The organism is Pseudomonas sp. IT-93MI4 (assembly GCF_949767635.1).
GTDB classification, from domain to species: Bacteria; Pseudomonadota; Gammaproteobacteria; order Pseudomonadales; family Pseudomonadaceae; genus Aquipseudomonas; species Aquipseudomonas putida_A.
This window is the reverse complement of the sequence record NZ_CATKPP010000011.1, coordinates 546,126-562,149: the sequence shown is the minus strand read 5'-3', so window position 1 is coordinate 562,149 and position 16,024 is coordinate 546,126. Positions and strand designations below refer to the sequence as shown.

Genomic DNA, 16,024 nt, shown 5'->3' with positions numbered 1-16,024 from the left:
GGTCTGCGCGTGACTTTTTCGACCACCGTCTACTCGCAACGATTACAAAATGCTGCAGCTCAGCCCACGCGCAGGACGATTTTGCCGATGTGGTCGCCACCTTCCATGCGCGCATGCGCCTGGGCCGCATCGTTCAGCGAATAAACCTTGTCGATGATCGGCAAGCAGCGTCCGGCGGTCAGCGCCGGCCACACGTGTTCGCGCAATTGCTCGGCAATTGCGGCCTTTTCCTCCGAGGTACGCGCACGCAGCAACGAACCCGTGATCACCGTGCGTTTGGCCATGATCGCCAGCAGGTCGACGTCGTTGGCCCGTCCGCCGCCGAGAAAGCCGAGCATTACCAGCCGGCCATCCATTGCCAATGCGCTGACATTTCCGTTGAGGTACGAGGCGCCCATGATGTCGAGAATCGCGTTCACCCCTTGGCCTGCAGTTTTTTCGGCGATGACCGTGGCGAAATCCTGCTCGCGATAATTGATCGGCTGCCCACCCAGTTTGCTGATTGCCGCGCATTTATCGGCACTGCCGGCGGTGGCAAAGGCTTCGATGCCGAATTCGCGGCACAGCATCAGTGCGGTGGTGCCGATGCCGCTGGTGCCGCCGTGGATCAGCACGCGCTGACCACGCTGGGCGTCGCCGAGGCCGAACAGGTTGGCCCACACGGTAAAGAAGGTTTCCGGGATAGCGGCGGCCTGCACCCAATCCAGTCCGACGGGGATCGGCAGGGTTTGCCCGGCCGGGACGTTGCAGTATTCGGCGTAACCGCCACCGTTGGTCAGCGCGCAGACCTTGTCTCCGACGGCAAACTGACTGACACCGGCACCCAGCGCCACTACTTCGCCGGCCACTTCCAGACCGGGGATCGGATTCATCCCCGGCTTCATCGGGTATTTGCCGGCGCGTTGCAGGGCGTCGGGGCGGTTGATCCCGGCGGCATGCACGCGAATCAGCACTTCGCCGGCTGCAGCGACGGGCAGGGGCACGTGTTTGGCCTGCAAGACTTCGGGGCCACCGGGTTGAGTGATTTCGATACGGGTCATTTCGCTGGGCAAAGTCATGTCGATTCCTGTTGCTTGAGGTTCTGAAGATGGGAGCGCAGCCCGCAGGCAATGATTCCCTTCAATTTTCACAGACGCGTGGTTCAGTCGCTGAGGGCAGCCATTTCAGGGCGTGCTCCAACAAAATCGCCACGACAATCGCCCCGGCGGCGATCACGAAAAGCATTGCGTGCTGACCGCCCGTGGCATTGAACAGCGCCGAATAGGCAAAACCGGCCAGCGCCTGAAACGTGGCAAACGATACGGTGGCGCGGCTCCAGGCGATTTGCTGGCGATGGTGATCCGGTACCAGTTCATGCACGCGGGCCAAGGCCAGCGGGACGATGCCCGGCGGGAATGAACCGATGATCACTGCCAGTACGGCCAACGCCATGAAAGAGTGGGAAACCGCCAGCAGTCCCAGCGCAATCGCCTGCACCACCAATACCAGCCGAATGCCCATCCGCGCGCCAAGCCGATCCGCGAGAAAGCCGTAACTTACCGGGCCGACAATTGCGCCCAGGCCATACATCACCCAAATCAGTGCACCAATCTGCGCCCCGGCACCGAGCCCGCGAGCCACGTAATCCACCAGAAACACCATGGCCGGCACCAGACCTGCGGCCATGAATGCGTATTGGCCGAACAGCAAATAGACGGCGGAGGGGGTTGGCTCAACCGTCGCGCCTGCGTGAGTGGCGGTCGGGTGCGGTAGATCAGCAGGCCAGCCAAACCAGCTTATTGCGGTCAGCAACAACGACAATCCGCCCAGTCCCAACCAGGTGGCGTGCAGGCCCATATTCAACAAGGGCGGGACGATGGTTCCGGAGGCGGCGATGCCCAGGCCGATACCGAGAAAAATCGCACCGCTGGCCAGTCCTTTGCGGGATGCCGGCACGTGGGGCAGAACAGTCGCCGCCACCAGCACCATAATTGCGCCGCCGGTAATCCCCGACAACAACCGCCAGCCAAAGAACCAGATCACCGACAATGGAAATGCACAGGCAAAAAACGCTGCGGTGACCAGCAGCATCATCAGTCGCAGGGCGTTTTTATTGCCCAGTTGCCGCGCTATCGGCCGGCCGAGCAGGGCGCCGATCAGATAGCCGACCAGATTGGCTGCGCCGAGGTAGACCACGTCGTTGGCAGAAAACCACTGCGCCTGAATCAGCGAGGGAATAAGCGGTGTGTAGGCAAAACGCGCCAGCCCAATGCCGACCAGGCTGGCGCAGAGTCCTGAGAAAATCGGTAACGCTGAGGTGGATGTACGCATGACAGCATTCCTGAGGAAGGTCTATGGCGCTCAGGATATCGGCTATCTTTGCTGCGGTAATGCAGCGATTTGGCTTTATAGTGATGCAAATTCGCATCGGTTGGGGGCAGCATGAACTGGGATGATGCGCGGGTATTTCTCGCGGTATGCAGGGAGTCGACATTACGCGGCGCAGCGCGGGTTCTGGGGGTGGATCAGGCGACCGTCGGGCGACGGATCACGGCGCTGGAAAAGTCCCTGAGCGCGACCTTGTTCCTGCGCACCTCCGACGGCTTCGCACTGACCGCAGTCGGCGAAGCCGCGCTCAAAAGCGTGGAAAAAATGGAGCATTCGGCGCTGGAACTTGAGCGGCAGATTCAGGGCCTGGATGATCGTCTGACCGGCACCGTACGCGTCAGCACCACCGACTCACTGGCCATCGACTTTCTGATTCCGGCCATTAGTCGCCTGCACGCGCTGCACCCGGACGTGCGTGTGCAACTGGACGCCTCCACGCAGATCCTTAGCCTGGCCAAGCGCGAGGCGGACATCGCTGTGCGCAATACCCGGCCTGACAATCCCGATCTGATCGCGCGGCGGATTGCACGCTGGCCCGTGGGATTGTTCGCTTCACAGGCGTATATCGACGCCCATGGCATCCCGCCGCAGGGTACGGCGTTCGAAGGCCATGACCTGGTGGTCTACCAGCCGTATTTGCAGGCGCACAAAGACATGACGCTGGTTTGCGAACCGCTGCATCGCGGGCGGATTGTCGCCAGCCTGAGTTCCAGTCTGTTGGTACGCCGCTCGATTGCGGCTGGCCTGGGCGTAGGAGAAATCCCGGTGTACATGGGTGAGCGCGATGGCCTGGTCAGGCTTTGGCCGGAGCGCAATCGCCCGCAACCGTATGAGGTCTGGCTGGTGACCCACGCGGACTTGCGCCACACCGCACGGGTCAGGGCGGTGATTGAGCAGATTGTCGAGGCGTTTGCACTGGAGAATGAGTGACGGCTCAAAGCGTTTTGGACAAGCTACAGCGTCTGACGAAACGCCCTACATCCACAGCAGAATCTGCCGGCTTGTGGGCTTGGAGCGCCAGCCTTAAGGTTGATGCAACTCGCAGCGCCAGGAAATCGGTGCGCCAGAGAAGGTATCGCTAACCCAGGGAAGGGGATCGGATTGAAAGCCAGGGAATTCGAGCAATATCAAAGCTTCGACACATTGAGCAAAGGTCGTAACACACAAATCATGAACGCTATCAGCCGTGAAGAATTCAACGCCAGGATCGAGACCATCGAGGCAAGGATGGATGCTCGGGTAGAGCGAGTGCACGCCGATATTCGAGAGTTCCTTTGCTCCCAGGCAGAGCGAGACAAGGCGAATGAGCGCATTCAGGTCGAACGGGATAAACGCTACGACTCGATGATTCAAGGCATTGCCATCGAGTCCAGAGAGGCGCTCAAAAAGGCGGGTACCGTAAATGCCAACGTCTGGATGGCAACGGCTGTGCATCTGTTTGGTGTGGTCAGCATTGTCGTCGGTGGCTATTTCGCCAGTCAGGCCAACCTGTATGCAGCGATACAAACAACATTGGCGGCGGTTCAGGCAGGCAAAGATGTCGGTGCAGCCAAGCCTGCCGAGCAGCCATCATCGGTGTTGCCAAAATAAAAAACGGCCTTCAATCGAAGGCCGTTTTTGTTGGCTAGGAAGCCCATGCCTCATGGCATTTGCGGCAGTTCTTGCGGACGCAAGTCAAACACCAGCACTTCGGCATCCACGCCATTGCTCAGGGTCAACGCCTGTTCCTCGCGAACCCGCACGCCGTCACCTTCCTGCAGCAACTGGCCGTTGAGTTCAACACTGCCGCGAGCCACATGCACGTAGGCGTAACGGTTGGCGGACAGTTTCAGGGTGGCGCTTTCCTTGCCGTCGAACAACCCGGCGTAAACCCGCGCATCCTGGCGCACTGTCAGCGAACCATCGCTGCCGTCCGGCGAGATGATCAGTTGCAGACGACCGCGTTTTTTCTGCGCGCTGAAGTGCTCCTGCTGATAGCGCGGTTTGGCGCCGCTGATCTCCGGCACAATCCAGATTTGCAAAAAGTGCACGGGTTTGGTGGCCGAATGGTTGAACTCGCTGTGCGCCACGCCGCTGCCGGCGCTCATCAGTTGTACGTCGCCAGGGCGGATCACCGAGCCGGTGCCCAACGTGTCTTTATGTTCCAGTGCGCCTTCGAGCACGTAGGAAAAGATCTCCATGTCACGATGCGGGTGCTGGCCGAAACCTTTACCGGCGGCAACGCGGTCATCGTTGATCACCAGCAGGTCGGAAAAACCCTGTTCACGCGGGTCGCGGTAGCTGGCAAAGGAAAAGGTGTGGAACGACTTCAACCAGCCATGATTGGCGAGGCCACGATCGGAGGCTTTGCGAAGAGTCAGCATGATGAAATCTCCTTGGGGGACGTGAATTCGTCCGAGTGAGGAGAAGATTACTGTTTACTCTGCGGGGTAATAAGTAGATGGAAATTGAAATACTGTCCGTTTCTGGTTGACAGTTGTGTGCGCTCGATCACGTATTTTTTTCCGACGACTGTGCCGCAGTTGGCCATAATGCTCAGCCTGTCCTGTCCGCTTACTTTTGATTATCAGTGATGTGTACCCCATGAAAACCGTGGCCATGGTGTTGTTCCCCGACTTTCTGCTGCTCGACATGGCCGGGCCGCTGGAAGTGTTTTCGGTGGCCAATCGCTATTTGAAACCGGAGTCGCACTATCAGCTGACGACCCTTGGCACCGAGCGCGGGCCGTTGCGTGCGTCCAACGGTGTGCTGGTACACACCGACCGGCATATCGAACAAGCCCTTGAGCGCTACGATTTGCTGCTGGTGCCAGGAGGGCCGGGGGCTTACAACGAAAAACACCCGGCGTTGCTGGCCTGGCTGAAAGCGGCCGTGCCCTGTGCCGAGCGATATGGTTCGATCTGCACCGGCGCCTTCGTGCTCGGCCATGCCGGGTTGCTCGACGGCTATCGGGTGACCACTCATTGGAACTACACCGAACGCCTGATCAAGGCATTTCCAAAGGCGAGCGTCGCCACCGACCAGATTTTCATTGAGGATCGCAATCTGATCACCTCTGGCGGGGTCACGGCCGGCATCGACCTGGCGCTGGCGCTGGTGGCGCAGGATCACGGCAAGAAGTTGGCCCAGGACGTCGCCAAAGTGCTGCTGGTGGTGATGAAACGTCAAGGCGGACAGGCGCAGTTCAGCCCCTTGATGGCGGCGGTGGCGCCTCAGGAAACACCGATCACCCGAGTACAGAATTACGTCCTGGACCATCTCGACGAAGTGTTCACTGTCGAGCGCATGGCAGGATTGGCCAACATGAGTGCACGGCACTTCGCGCGGACGTTTGTCCGCGACATCAATATGACGCCGATGGAGTTCCTGCAAAGTGCGCGTATCGACTGCGCACGAAATCTTTTGGAAACCACTGACCTGCCTTTGAAAACCGTGGCCTACAAGAGTGGTTTTGGCAGTGTTCGGCACATGCGTCTGTTGTTCGCGGAAAAACTCGGCCTTACCCCTGTGCAATACCGCGAACAGTTCAGCTAGAGCGGTTCTGTCCGTTGTGCGCACCCGGATGTCCGTGCTGCGCCCTGTGTGAAGGTTGTGCCGTCATCGCAGGCTGCCAAGATAGTTGGCATGAACAGCCTCAACGATTTGCACTCGGCGTCAGTCCTGTATTTCGGCCCTTACGCCTTTCATTTGCGCCAACGGCTGATCCTCGACGGGGATCGGCAACTGCGCATGGGCGGGCGGGCGCTGGACATTCTGCAGGTGCTGGTCGAGCGTGCAGGCCGAGTGGTCAGAAAGGAAGAGTTGATTGCACGGGTCTGGCCCACTTCGGTGGTCGAAGAGATCAATCTTCGCGTCCACATTGCCGCCCTGCGCCGGGCGCTCGGTGACGGTGAGAACGGCCAACGCTACATCGTCAATGTGCCGCAATGTGGCTACAGCTTTGTTGCTCCGGTGCACGGCGACAATTTCGAGCACGTGGCCCTGGAACACCTGCAAGCGCCACAACACAACTTGCCTGTGCGGCTGACGCCGGTGACCGGTCGCGATTCAGTGGTGGGCTCGATGGTGCGGCAATTGCCACTGTGCCGATTGATGACCGTGACGGGGCCTGCGGGTGTCGGCAAAACCACGGTGGCGTTGCGTGCTGCAGAGTTGCTGTTACAGCATTTTCGCGACGGGGTCTGGCTGGTGGACCTGGCGGTAGTCAACGACGCCACGCCACTGCTCGATTATCTGTTGCACACCCTCGAAACCGATCTCGTCACGCTGGCAGCGCGTCACAGCTTGCTGGTGCTGGATAACTGCGAGCATCTGCGTGAAGCCTGCAAGGCTCTGGTTGAACGTTTACTGGAGGCCGCGCCACGGTTGTCGATTCTTGCGACCAGTCGCGAAGCATTGCAGGCCAGTCTGGAGACCGTGCAAATCCTGCCGCCACTGGCCATTCCCAAGTCCTCAGCGTTGGGCAGTGTCGAAGAGACCATGAGCTATTCGGCCGTGCAATTGTTTGTCAGTCGTGCCCGAGCCCGGCAGCAGGGTTTTACCCTGCGTGAACAGGATCTCAATGCTGTGCGCGACATCTGTCGGCGGCTCGATGGGCTGCCACTGGCGATTGAACTGGCGGCGGCGCACATTGATGCGCTGGCGTTGGTCGGCTTGCAGTCACAACTCGACAATTGTTTACAGCTGCTCAGCCATGGTCGGCGTACTGCCGTGCCACGCCATCAAACCCTGAAAGCCGCGCTGGACTGGAGCTATCAGCACCTGAGTGAGCAGGAACAGCGGGTGCTGCAACGCCTGTCGGTCTTCAAAACGGCGTTTGCCATTGATGCGGCGATGGGCGTCATCAGTTGCGCGCTATTACCCCCGTCGACGTTGGCCCTGATGATTGATCGGTTGGCGCAGAAGTCTTTGCTGGCGGTGGAGCGGGGCAGTGCCGGGTTGCGCTATCGCATGCTCAACACCACCCGTCGTTACGCCCGCGAACAACTGGAAGGCAGTGGTGAATCCAACGAGTACGAGCGCCGGTATGCGCGCTTTGTCAGCCGCAGTCGTTGGGTGTCAGGCTCGCAGTTGGCTGCTCAACTCGTCGAGTAACCAGCGCACCTTGCGCAAGTCCGGGGTGGCGTAGCCCTCGGTGAAGCGTTGATAGATCGGGTTCAATAACTCCAGTGCTTCGCGGTAGCGGTTCTGCCGTTGCCACAACTGCGCCAGCGAAGTAGCACTGCGCAGTTCCCAGGCCAGGGCGCCCTGGGTTTGCGCGATCGACAGTGCCTGGAGCAAGACCTTTTCGGCTTGCCGGGTGCTGCTGTCGGGGCAAGCCGATTGTTCAAGCAACATGCGATCGGCCCGAGCCCGCAGAATCTCCGCCGTGCTCCAGCCTGCAGCTCCGCTGTGTGCCCGCTCAAGCAACGCATCATCAACAAAGCGGCTGTCCAGGGTCACCATGATTTCTCTGATCAGACCGCTGTCATCGGTCGCTATCGGCACGGCGGCATCGGCGTCGAGGACCTGCGCGTATTGCCGTGCCCAGCGATAGAACAGCAATACGGAATGCTTCTGCGCCTGCTCCAGCAACAGCTGCAGCAAAGCACGGGCGTTTTGCGCGTCACCGTTGTAATGAGCAATCAGGCAACTGGCCAGCGCCAGGGTGTAGCAGATCGAGGTGCCGTGGTTGATTTGCACGGCGATGTCCAGTGCCTGCCTGGCCGTACGCCAGGCCTGTTCAGGGAAACCTTGCAGCCACAACACCCGGGCCAGCACCGTCAGCGAGGCGACGCTCTGGTCGTACTGCACGCCGAAGCCATGGGTGAAACGGTTGGGATTGCCGTTTTGCGCCATGTGCTGAATCACTTGCTCGGCATGCAGGCGTGCCTGCTGCTGGTCGCCGGCGTAATGCAGCGCCAACACCCGCAGGCGATGTGTACTCAGCGACAACTGCGGGTCGCCGTGCAGGCCGAGGCGATCGAACTGTTCGCTCTGTTCCAGCGCCGATCGATAGTGGCCACAGCTGAGGTTGACCGCCATGTGCCCGGACACTGCACGCAGCTGGCCAGCCACGTCGTCGTACTCTTGCGCCAGCGCATGGGCATCGACGAATGCGGCGATGGTTTCCGGGGTACCACCCCAGGTGTGGTAGCAGGCGCTGCCGAGCGCCAGTTTCAGCGCGATCTTCACCCGAGGGCAAGGTTCGGCAGCGTTTTCCAGCAGGGCCAGCGCCTGACGCACGTAACCGCCGTATTCCTTGAGCAGCGACAACTCTTGCCACAGGGGCGCCGAGGTCGCGGCCAGATAAATCCCCACATCATTGGGGCCTGCACCGTTCAGACTCCAGTCGAGCGCCGCGCGCAGGTCTTCCAGACCGCGTGCGTAGCGTTCGATCCACAGGGCGGTTGAGGTGGTTTCCCAATCGGTCTGCGCCTGATACATCAGCGCCAGACAACGTTCAGCGTGGCGTTCGCGGGTTTCGGCGAGTTCGGCGCCTTGCTCGAGTTTTTCCAGGGCATAGCGACGCGTGGTGTCGAGCAACCGATAGAACACTTCTTCGTCACCGACTTCGACGTTGAGCAACGATTTGGCGACCAGTTGTGTGATTGAAGCGAACACCTCGCCGGGCTGGATGTGCTGTCCACCGATCACCGCAGCGGCGGACTCCAGCGTGAAGCCACCCCGAAACACACCGAGTCGACGCAGGCAGGTCTGTTCGCAATCGGTCAGCAGGTTGAAGCTCCAGTCCAGCGTGGCACGCAGCGTCTGGTGGCGCTCCACGCTGCTCTGATTGCCGGCAGCCGATACCGGCAGACGCCCTTGCAGCTGGCTGAGCAAACCCTGCAGGCCGAGTTCTCCGACCTGCGCCGCCGCCAGCTCCAGCGCCAGTGGAATGCCATCCAGACGCCGACAGATTTCAAGCGCATCGGGCAACTCGGCGTCGCTCAATTCAAAGCCCTCGTGCGCGGCCAGGGCGCGTTCGGCAAACAGTTGCAGTGCCGAAAAACTCAACGCCTGCGCACGATCAAGCACGGCAATCGGCGGCGGGTAATCGAGGGATTCGAGACGTTGCACATACTCGCCTTCGGCACGCAGGCTCTCGCGGCTGGTGGCCAGAATGTGAACCTGCGGCGCACCGCGCAAAATGCTCTCGCTGAGCAGTGCCATGGCGTCGATCAGGTGTTCGCAATTGTCGATTACCAGCAGCATCTGGCGCTCGCGCAGCGCATTGACGAGGTGGGTCAGCGGATCGTTGTCATGCGGCACCACGTCCAGCAGGGCCGCCAGGTGCGAGCAGATCATTCGTGCGTCGTTGATCGGCGACAGATCCAGCAGCCGGATACCGTCCCGATAGTGGCCGATCATCTGCTCGGCAACGCGCAGGGCCACGGTGGTTTTGCCGATGCCGCCGGGGCCGACCAGTGTGATGCAGCGCTGGCGCGGCAACTGCCTGATCAGGCTGTCGACCAGCGGCTGGCGGCCGATCATTCGCGTGCGGCGCAGTGGCAGGTTATGCCGGGTGCCGGTTTCGGCGCAGGTGTGCTGTTCGATCGATTGCAGCCTGATCGGTGCGACAAAACTGTAGCCGCGCTGCGCCACCGTGACGATGTATCGCTGCCCGCCCTGACCGTCGCCCAGGGCTTTGCGCAAAGCCGCCATGTGCACCCGCAGATTGATGTCTTCGACGATGCTGTCCGGCCACACGCCGGCCATCAGTTGCTGTTTGCTCACGACATCGCCGGCATGCGCCAGCAGGATCAGCAGAATGTCCATGGCACGTCGGCCCAGGCGTAACGGCTGCTCGCCCTCAAGCAGCAGCCGTTTGCCGGGTTGAATCCGATAGGGGCCGAAACCGAGGGCCTGATTCGGGGGAAGACTCAACAGCTCACTCCTGCGAAATTTTTATAATCCTGCCCACGGCGTGTGAAGCCTCCGTGAAGGGCAGCGCGGATCAGCGTCAGCGGCACGCAAGCCTTCTAATCCGCAGTTTTGCCGACATATTCCGCAGGTTCTGGCGTCAGTGCAACGTGCAGATTGCCGGCAATACTCGAAAGCGATGCAGCGATTGGCATTTTTGCCCGCTGCAATGTTCAGACCAGCGCTTTGTCTCGCGGACAATTAACAACGATTAACTCGTCTGTGTTCGCTTCAAGCCCAAAAATCCGCTGAATCAAGCTGGCCTCAGGCCAGGACCTGATGGCTGCAATGGAGTGCACCCGAGCGGAGGACGGCGCAATGAGCAACGTGGTGGTGGTTTATCACAGCGGCTATGGCCACACACGGGTCATGGCAGAAGCCGTGGCGCAAGGCGTTGAACGGCACTTGGGCAGTACCTGTCGGTTGGTGGCGGTAGAGGAAGTCGAACGCTATTGGGATGAGTTGCACCGCGCCGACGCGATCATTTTCGGTGCGCCGACTTACATGGGCAGCGCGTCGGCGGGCTTCAAGCATTTCATGGAGGCCAGCGCGGCGTTCTATCTGGCAAAACCATGGCGCAACAAGGTTGCCGCCGGGTTCACCAATTCCGGAAGCCTGTGCGGGGACAAGCTCAATACATTGCTGCAAATGGCGGTGTTCGCCGCGCAGCATTCGATGATCTGGGTGGGTCTCGACCTGCTCCCGGCGCGCTCGGTGGCGGGCTGCTTCGATGGACAGTTGAATCGTCTGGGCAGCGCGCTCGGGGCCATGTCCCAATCCAATGTCGAACAGCCCCCCGAGCAGGCTCCGCCGCTCGAAGACCGGCGCACGGCGGCACACCTGGGCGAGCGGGTGGCGCAAGTGGCGCAGCGCTTGAGGCAGCAATGAAGCGCAGGGAAATGAGCTTGGCGCGCGACAGCGTCTAGACCGCCAGGCGTATGCCGACAGGCGCGGCCGCTGACTGCGGTCTTTCGGGCTTCATGCCCGGCACCTCACGACACCGCCAGGCGAACGGACTGATCCCTTCGCTGCGAGTGAAGATATGGCAGAAGTGTGCCTGATCACAGAAGCCACACTCCAGGCTGATCTGCGTCAGGCTCAAGTGAGTGAACCGGATCAACTGCTTGGCGCGAGCGATGCGCTGGGTGCGGATCCAGTCCTGTGGCGAGAGTCCGGTACTGCATTTGAACGCCCGGGAAAAATGACTGCGTGACAACGAACAGGCCTCTGCCAGTTCGGTGACTTCCAGGCTTTCACCCAGGCGATCGAGGATCAACTGTTTGGCCCGCCGTTCGCGTTGCGGACTGAGGCCGCCGATGCGCGGTGTGCGGGATTCGCTGGAGGGGGCGAGGGCGACTGTTTGTTGTAAGTGAGCCATGGCCAATGTCCGTGTCGGGGGGGTAACGCACGCTCGGCACGTTTCCCTCTGGTCAAAAAAACAATGTTTCGCAGAGGGTTTCATTGTTGGACGGGGCCGGAAGACTGACGAGTTAAACGTTGTTAATTGCGCCGCAAAACGTTGAACTCAGCACATCGCTGCAAGTCGTCGCCATCGACAAACACTTCCAATGGGTGCCGGTGAAATACGGCCCATACAAACGTGCGGCCAGCGTACCGTTGATCAAGTAAAGTACGGCGCTATCGCACCTGACTGAACATGACTTCTCAAGCAAGGAACTCGAGCCCATGAACCGTAACGATCTGCGTCGCGTCGACATGAACCTGCTGGTGATTTTCGAAGCGCTGATGTTCGAAAAGAACCTGACCCGCGTCGCTGAAAAACTGTTCATGGGCCAACCGGCGGTCAGTGCGGCGCTGGGTCGTTTGCGCGACCTGTTCGATGATCCTTTGCTGCTGCGCAACGGTCGCAGCATGGAGCCGACCGCCCGCGCGCTGGCGATTCTGCAGGAGCTGCAACCGGCGATGGATGTGATCTCCGGTGCGGTCAGCCGGGCCAAGGAGTTCGACCCGGCCAGCAGTTGCGACGTGTTCCGCATCGGCCTGTCGGACGACGCCGAGTTCGGTCTGTTTCCGCCGCTGCTGCGACAGCTTCAGCAGGAAGCACCGGGGATTGTCGTGGTGGTGCGCCGTGCCAATTATCTGTTGATGCCGGCGCTGCTGGCGTCCGGGGAAATCTCGGTCGGGGTCAGTTACACCACCGATCTGCCGGCCAACGCCAAGCGCAAGAAACTGCGCGACATTCCCTGCAAAGTGCTACGCGGCGATGATCGCCCGGGGCCGCTGACGCTGGACGAATACTGCGAGCGCCCGCACGCGATGGTGTCGTTCTCCGGTGACTTGAGCGGCAACATCGACCTGGACCTGGCCAAGGTTGGCCGGCGTCGGCGCGTGGTGCTCGGCGTGCCGCAGTTCAGCGGTTTGCGCGCGTTGCTCGCCGGCACCGAAATGATTGCTACCGTGCCGGACTATGCCGCGTGTGCGCTGGTCGAAGGTTGCGCCTTGCGCGCTGAAGATCCACCGTTCCCGATCGACGCCGCACAGCTGTCGATGGCCTGGAGCGGGGTGCATGACAACGACCCGGCCGAGCGCTGGCTGCGTTCGCGGATCAGCCAGTTCATGGCGGCGCCGCTGGATATCCCGCCCGCCTGAAGACACCGCAATAGCCCGGTAGGAGCGAGCCTGCTCGCGAAGGTATCTCCACAGTCACCATTGTTGGCGCCTGACACACCGCATCGCGAGCAGGCTCACTCCTACACAAGCCCGGATGGCTTGAAAGAGAGCACATCCATTCAATTTTCCCTCGCCCGCACCGAGCATGATTCAACCCGATAAGGATTTAAGGGTAGGGTCATGAGCGCATCACAACACGATGAACAGGCACAGGATATCGGTCTGCTGTTTCTGCGGGTCAGCGGCGGGCTGTTTCTGCTGTGGGTCCACGGTTTGCCCAAGCTGCTGGATTTCAACGCGCAATTGCAGCAGATCGAAGACCCGTTCCACCTCGGTGCGCACCTCACACTCTGCCTGGCGATTTTCGCTGAAGTCCTCTGCCCGCTACTGATCGTCGCCGGGGTGCTGGCGCGATTGGCCTGCTTGCCTATTCTTTTTGTTCTGCTGGTGGCGCTGCTGGTCGTGCATCCGCAATGGAGTGTGGCCGAGGGGCAATTCGGCTGGTTGCTGTTGATCCTGTTCGCCACTGTGTTTATCGCCGGGCCGGGACGCCTGGCGCTCAATGTTCGTCTGCCCGGAGTGCTGCGTTATGCCTGAAGCCCTGAGTCCAAAAGCACCGGGGGTCGGTGAAACCGTGACCCTGATCGTCAAGCACCGGGTCAAGGCCGGATTCGAACAGCCTTACGAGGCGTGGTTGCGCAACATCGTCCGGGTCGCCGGGCAGCGCGACGGTCACCTCGGGGTCGACGTGGTGCGCGGCAAACTGGCCGGTCTCGACACCTACACCTGCGTCCTGCGCTTTTCCTCCACCGAGGCCATGCAGCTGTGGCTGGAGTCGCCGCAGCGTCAGGCGCTGGTGGATGAGGCGGCGCCGATGCTCGCCGATGGCGACCAGACTGAAGTCGCACCGGTCAACGAATTCTGGTTCGCGCCGCTGGCCGATGCCGCGAAGCCGCCGCCGCGCTGGAAGCAAGCGGTGATCACCCTGCTGGTGATTCTGCCGCACACGCTGTTGGTGCCGCTGATCTGGGGGCCGCTGCTCAAGCTGCACCCGCTGCTGTCCAACTACGTGGTCGCCACGTTCCTGATCACCCTGACCATCGTCCTGTCGGTGGTGTACGTGTTCATGCCCCGCGTGACCCGGTTGTTCGCGCCGTGGCTGGAAGCCGGTCAGGCCCATGCTCACGTCGAGCCGGCGAAACAGCCGTCACGCTGACACCCATTCATCTACTCGAAAGGAACTGCGATGAACGCCGATCTGATTCTGTTCAATGGCCAATTTCATACCGTAGACCGCAGCAAGCCGCTGGCCAGTGCCGTGGCGATCAAGGACGGCCGCTTTGTCGTCGTTGGCAACGACACCCAGGCCATGGCCCTGCGTGGTTCGGCCACGCAAGTGATCGACATGCACGGGCGCTGCGTGATTCCCGGCCTCAACGACTCGCACCTGCACCTGATCCGTGGCGGCCTCAACTACAACCTCGAACTGCGTTGGGAAGGCGTGCCGTCGCTGGCCGATGCACTGCGCATGCTCAAGGAGCAGGCTGACCGTACGCCGACTCCGCAATGGGTGCGTGTGGTCGGTGGCTGGAACGAATTCCAGTTCGCCGAAAAACGCATGCCGACCCTCGAAGAACTCAACCAGGCGGCGCCGGACACCCCGGTGTTCGTTCTGCATCTGTACGACCGCGCGCTGCTCAACCGTGCCGCACTGCGCGTCGCCGGTTACACCCGCGACACGCCGAACCCACCGGGCGGCGAGATCGTCCGTGATGCCAATGGCAATCCGACCGGGATGCTGGTGGCAAAACCCAACGCGATGATTCTGTACTCGACGCTGGCCAAGGGGCCGAAGCTGCCGCTGGAATATCAGGTCAACTCGACCCGGCAGTTCATGCGCGAACTCAATCGCCTCGGCCTGACCAGCGCGATCGATGCCGGCGGTGGTTTCCAGAACTATCCCGACGACTATCAGGTGATCGAGCAACTGGCCAAGGACGACCAGTTGACCGTGCGCATCGCTTACAACCTGTTCACCCAGAAGCCCAAAGAAGAGCTGACCGACTTCCAGAACTGGACCGGCAGCGTCAAGTTGCACCAGGGCGACGATTACCTGCGGCACAACGGCGCGGGCGAGATGCTGGTGTTCTCTGCGGCCGACTTCGAAGACTTCCTCGAACCGCGCCCGGACCTGCCGCAGACCATGGAGCAGGAGCTGGAACCGGTGGTGCGCCATCTGGTCGAGCAGCGCTGGCCGTTCCGTTTGCACGCCACGTACAACGAATCGATCAGCCGCATGCTCGACGTGTTCGAGAAGGTCAATCGCGACATTCCGTTCAATGGCTTGCCGTGGTTCTTCGACCACGCTGAAACCATCACCCCGCAGAACATCGAGCGGGTGAGGGCGCTGGGCGGCGGCATCGCGATTCAGGATCGCATGGCGTTCCAGGGCGAATACTTCGTTGACCGTTACGGCGCGAAAGCCGCCGAAGCCACGCCGCCGATCAAACGCATGCTCGCCGAAGGCATACCGGTCGGCGCCGGCACCGATGCCACGCGGGTTTCCAGCTACAACCCGTGGACCTCGCTGTACTGGATGGTCAGCGGTCGCACCGTCGGCGGTCTGGCCTTGTACGAAGAAGGTCTGCCACGCACTACCGCACTGGAACTGTTCACCCACGGCAGCGCCTGGTTCTCGTCGGAGCAGGGCAAGAAGGGCCAGATCAAGGTCGGGCAACTGGCGGATCTGGCGGCGCTGAGCGCGGACTTCTTCCACGTCGAGGAAGAAGCGATCAAGTGGATCGAGTCGGTGCTGACCGTGGTCGGCGGCAAGATCGTCTACGCCGCCGGCGACTTCGAAGACCTCGGCCCACGCTCGATCCCCGTGCTGCCGGACTGGTCGCCGGTGGTCAAGGTGCCGGGCCACTGGCGCCCGAACTCGCCGTTGCAGGCGCAAGTGCACCAGTGCGTCGGTGCCTGCGCAGTGCACGCGCACAGCCATGAAAAAGCCCGACTGTCGAACGCACCGGTCAGCGACTTCGCCGGTTTCTGGGGCGCGTTCGGCTGTTCCTGTTTCGCTTTCTGATCACTACAAAAAAGCGCCGGCCATCCGGTCGGCGCCTCA

General features: G+C 61.2%; 15 protein-coding genes. 10 read left to right on the top strand and 5 right to left on the bottom strand.

Translation table 11 applies throughout. The features are described from left to right. Nucleotides 1–59: 59 nt before the first annotated feature. Both ACM6I7_RS09775 and ACM6I7_RS09770 read right to left on the bottom strand, forming a co-directional pair. On the bottom strand, nucleotides 60–1,058 hold the full coding sequence (locus ACM6I7_RS09775) for an NAD(P)H-quinone oxidoreductase (protein WP_414888466.1): 999 nt from the start codon (nucleotides 1,056–1,058) through the stop codon (nucleotides 60–62). A 61-nt stretch (nucleotides 1,059–1,119) separates the two neighbouring features. After that, nucleotides 1,120–2,310 carry a YbfB/YjiJ family MFS transporter gene (locus ACM6I7_RS09770; protein ID WP_027611579.1) on the bottom strand — a complete coding sequence of 397 codons (1,191 nt, stop codon included), beginning with the start codon at nucleotides 2,308–2,310 and terminating at the stop codon, nucleotides 1,120–1,122. A gap of 111 nt (nucleotides 2,311–2,421) precedes the next feature. On the opposite strand from ACM6I7_RS09770, the gene ACM6I7_RS09765 reads away from it, so the two are divergent. Together ACM6I7_RS09765 and ACM6I7_RS09760 are read left to right on the top strand one after the other, a co-directional pair. Further along, nucleotides 2,422–3,297 carry a LysR family transcriptional regulator gene (locus tag ACM6I7_RS09765; RefSeq protein ID WP_150369101.1) on the top strand — a complete coding sequence of 292 codons (876 nt, stop codon included), beginning with the start codon at nucleotides 2,422–2,424 and terminating at the stop codon, nucleotides 3,295–3,297. 171 nt (nucleotides 3,298–3,468) lie between these two features. After that, the gene (locus tag ACM6I7_RS09760; protein ID WP_223849601.1) at nucleotides 3,469–3,957 is read left to right on the top strand and encodes a hypothetical protein; all 489 of its coding nucleotides are present in this window, start codon (nucleotides 3,469–3,471) and stop codon (nucleotides 3,955–3,957) included. Nucleotides 3,958–4,007: 50 nt separating this feature from the next. On the opposite strand, the gene ACM6I7_RS09755 is transcribed toward ACM6I7_RS09760, so the two are convergent. Further along, the gene (locus ACM6I7_RS09755) at nucleotides 4,008–4,730 is read right to left on the bottom strand and encodes a pirin family protein (RefSeq protein ID WP_095136690.1); all 723 of its coding nucleotides are present in this window, start codon (nucleotides 4,728–4,730) and stop codon (nucleotides 4,008–4,010) included. A gap of 220 nt (nucleotides 4,731–4,950) precedes the next feature. Here ACM6I7_RS09755 and ACM6I7_RS09750 point away from each other — a divergent pair, with 220 nt between their 5' ends. Together ACM6I7_RS09750 and ACM6I7_RS09745 are read left to right on the top strand one after the other, a co-directional pair. After that, the gene (locus ACM6I7_RS09750) at nucleotides 4,951–5,901 is read left to right on the top strand and encodes a GlxA family transcriptional regulator (protein ID WP_103367636.1); all 951 of its coding nucleotides are present in this window, start codon (nucleotides 4,951–4,953) and stop codon (nucleotides 5,899–5,901) included. 90 nt (nucleotides 5,902–5,991) lie between these two features. Then, on the top strand, nucleotides 5,992–7,461 hold the full coding sequence (locus tag ACM6I7_RS09745; RefSeq protein ID WP_414888465.1) for an ATP-binding protein: 1,470 nt from the start codon (nucleotides 5,992–5,994) through the stop codon (nucleotides 7,459–7,461). Here ACM6I7_RS09745 and ACM6I7_RS09740 read toward each other — a convergent pair. Next, a complete protein-coding gene (locus ACM6I7_RS09740; RefSeq protein ID WP_414888464.1) occupies nucleotides 7,426–10,233 on the bottom strand; it encodes an ATP-binding protein in 2,808 nt (935 codons plus the stop codon). The genes ACM6I7_RS09745 and ACM6I7_RS09740 overlap by 36 nt on opposite strands. A 354-nt stretch (nucleotides 10,234–10,587) precedes the next feature. Here ACM6I7_RS09740 and ACM6I7_RS09735 point away from each other — a divergent pair, with 354 nt between their 5' ends. After that, complete coding sequence (locus tag ACM6I7_RS09735) at nucleotides 10,588–11,157, top strand: flavodoxin family protein (protein ID WP_414888463.1); 570 nt, start codon at nucleotides 10,588–10,590, stop codon at nucleotides 11,155–11,157. 34 nt (nucleotides 11,158–11,191) lie between these two features. Here ACM6I7_RS09735 and ACM6I7_RS09730 read toward each other — a convergent pair whose 3' ends face one another. Next, nucleotides 11,192–11,647 carry a helix-turn-helix domain-containing protein gene (locus tag ACM6I7_RS09730; RefSeq protein WP_097088725.1) on the bottom strand — a complete coding sequence of 152 codons (456 nt, stop codon included), beginning with the start codon at nucleotides 11,645–11,647 and terminating at the stop codon, nucleotides 11,192–11,194. Between the two features lie 119 nt (nucleotides 11,648–11,766). On the opposite strand from ACM6I7_RS09730, the gene ACM6I7_RS09725 reads away from it, so the two are divergent. From ACM6I7_RS09725 to ACM6I7_RS09705, 5 genes are all read left to right on the top strand, one after another. Beyond that, on the top strand, nucleotides 11,767–11,898 hold the full coding sequence (locus ACM6I7_RS09725) for a hypothetical protein (RefSeq protein WP_263399141.1): 132 nt from the start codon (nucleotides 11,767–11,769) through the stop codon (nucleotides 11,896–11,898). Between the two features lie 57 nt (nucleotides 11,899–11,955). Continuing rightward, complete coding sequence (locus tag ACM6I7_RS09720) at nucleotides 11,956–12,879, top strand: LysR family transcriptional regulator (protein WP_096796195.1); 924 nt, start codon at nucleotides 11,956–11,958, stop codon at nucleotides 12,877–12,879. 201 nt (nucleotides 12,880–13,080) lie between these two features. Beyond that, nucleotides 13,081–13,497 (top strand): DoxX family protein, encoded by a 417-nt coding sequence (locus ACM6I7_RS09715; protein WP_096796196.1) that lies wholly within the window; start codon nucleotides 13,081–13,083, stop codon nucleotides 13,495–13,497. Next, the gene (locus ACM6I7_RS09710) at nucleotides 13,490–14,116 is read left to right on the top strand and encodes an antibiotic biosynthesis monooxygenase (protein ID WP_095136682.1); all 627 of its coding nucleotides are present in this window, start codon (nucleotides 13,490–13,492) and stop codon (nucleotides 14,114–14,116) included. The genes ACM6I7_RS09715 and ACM6I7_RS09710 overlap by 8 nt, the downstream gene beginning before the upstream one ends. A gap of 30 nt (nucleotides 14,117–14,146) precedes the next feature. Continuing rightward, nucleotides 14,147–15,985, top strand: coding sequence for an amidohydrolase (locus ACM6I7_RS09705; protein WP_103367640.1), 1,839 nt, complete (start codon nucleotides 14,147–14,149; stop codon nucleotides 15,983–15,985). Nucleotides 15,986–16,024 lie beyond the last annotated feature (39 nt).

Bases quoted from the DNA above. Each gene is read 5' to 3' on its own strand.
- ACM6I7_RS09775 (WP_414888466.1), bottom strand. From the start codon at position 1,058: ATGACTTTGCCCAGCGAAATGACCCGTATCGAAATCACTCAACCCGGT.
- ACM6I7_RS09735 (WP_414888463.1), top strand. From the start codon at position 10,588: ATGAGCAACGTGGTGGTGGTTTATCACAGCGGCTATGGCCACACACGG.
- ACM6I7_RS09730 (WP_097088725.1), bottom strand. From the start codon at position 11,647: ATGGCTCACTTACAACAAACAGTCGCCCTCGCCCCCTCCAGCGAATCC.
- ACM6I7_RS09710 (WP_095136682.1), top strand. From the start codon at position 13,490: ATGCCTGAAGCCCTGAGTCCAAAAGCACCGGGGGTCGGTGAAACCGTG.
- ACM6I7_RS09715 (WP_096796196.1), top strand. From the start codon at position 13,081: ATGAGCGCATCACAACACGATGAACAGGCACAGGATATCGGTCTGCTG.
- ACM6I7_RS09720 (WP_096796195.1), top strand. From the start codon at position 11,956: ATGAACCGTAACGATCTGCGTCGCGTCGACATGAACCTGCTGGTGATT.
- ACM6I7_RS09750 (WP_103367636.1), top strand. From the start codon at position 4,951: ATGAAAACCGTGGCCATGGTGTTGTTCCCCGACTTTCTGCTGCTCGAC.
- ACM6I7_RS09770 (WP_027611579.1), bottom strand. From the start codon at position 2,310: ATGCGTACATCCACCTCAGCGTTACCGATTTTCTCAGGACTCTGCGCC.
- ACM6I7_RS09765 (WP_150369101.1), top strand. From the start codon at position 2,422: ATGAACTGGGATGATGCGCGGGTATTTCTCGCGGTATGCAGGGAGTCG.
- ACM6I7_RS09745 (WP_414888465.1), top strand. From the start codon at position 5,992: ATGAACAGCCTCAACGATTTGCACTCGGCGTCAGTCCTGTATTTCGGC.
- ACM6I7_RS09755 (WP_095136690.1), bottom strand. From the start codon at position 4,730: ATGCTGACTCTTCGCAAAGCCTCCGATCGTGGCCTCGCCAATCATGGC.
- ACM6I7_RS09705 (WP_103367640.1), top strand. From the start codon at position 14,147: ATGAACGCCGATCTGATTCTGTTCAATGGCCAATTTCATACCGTAGAC.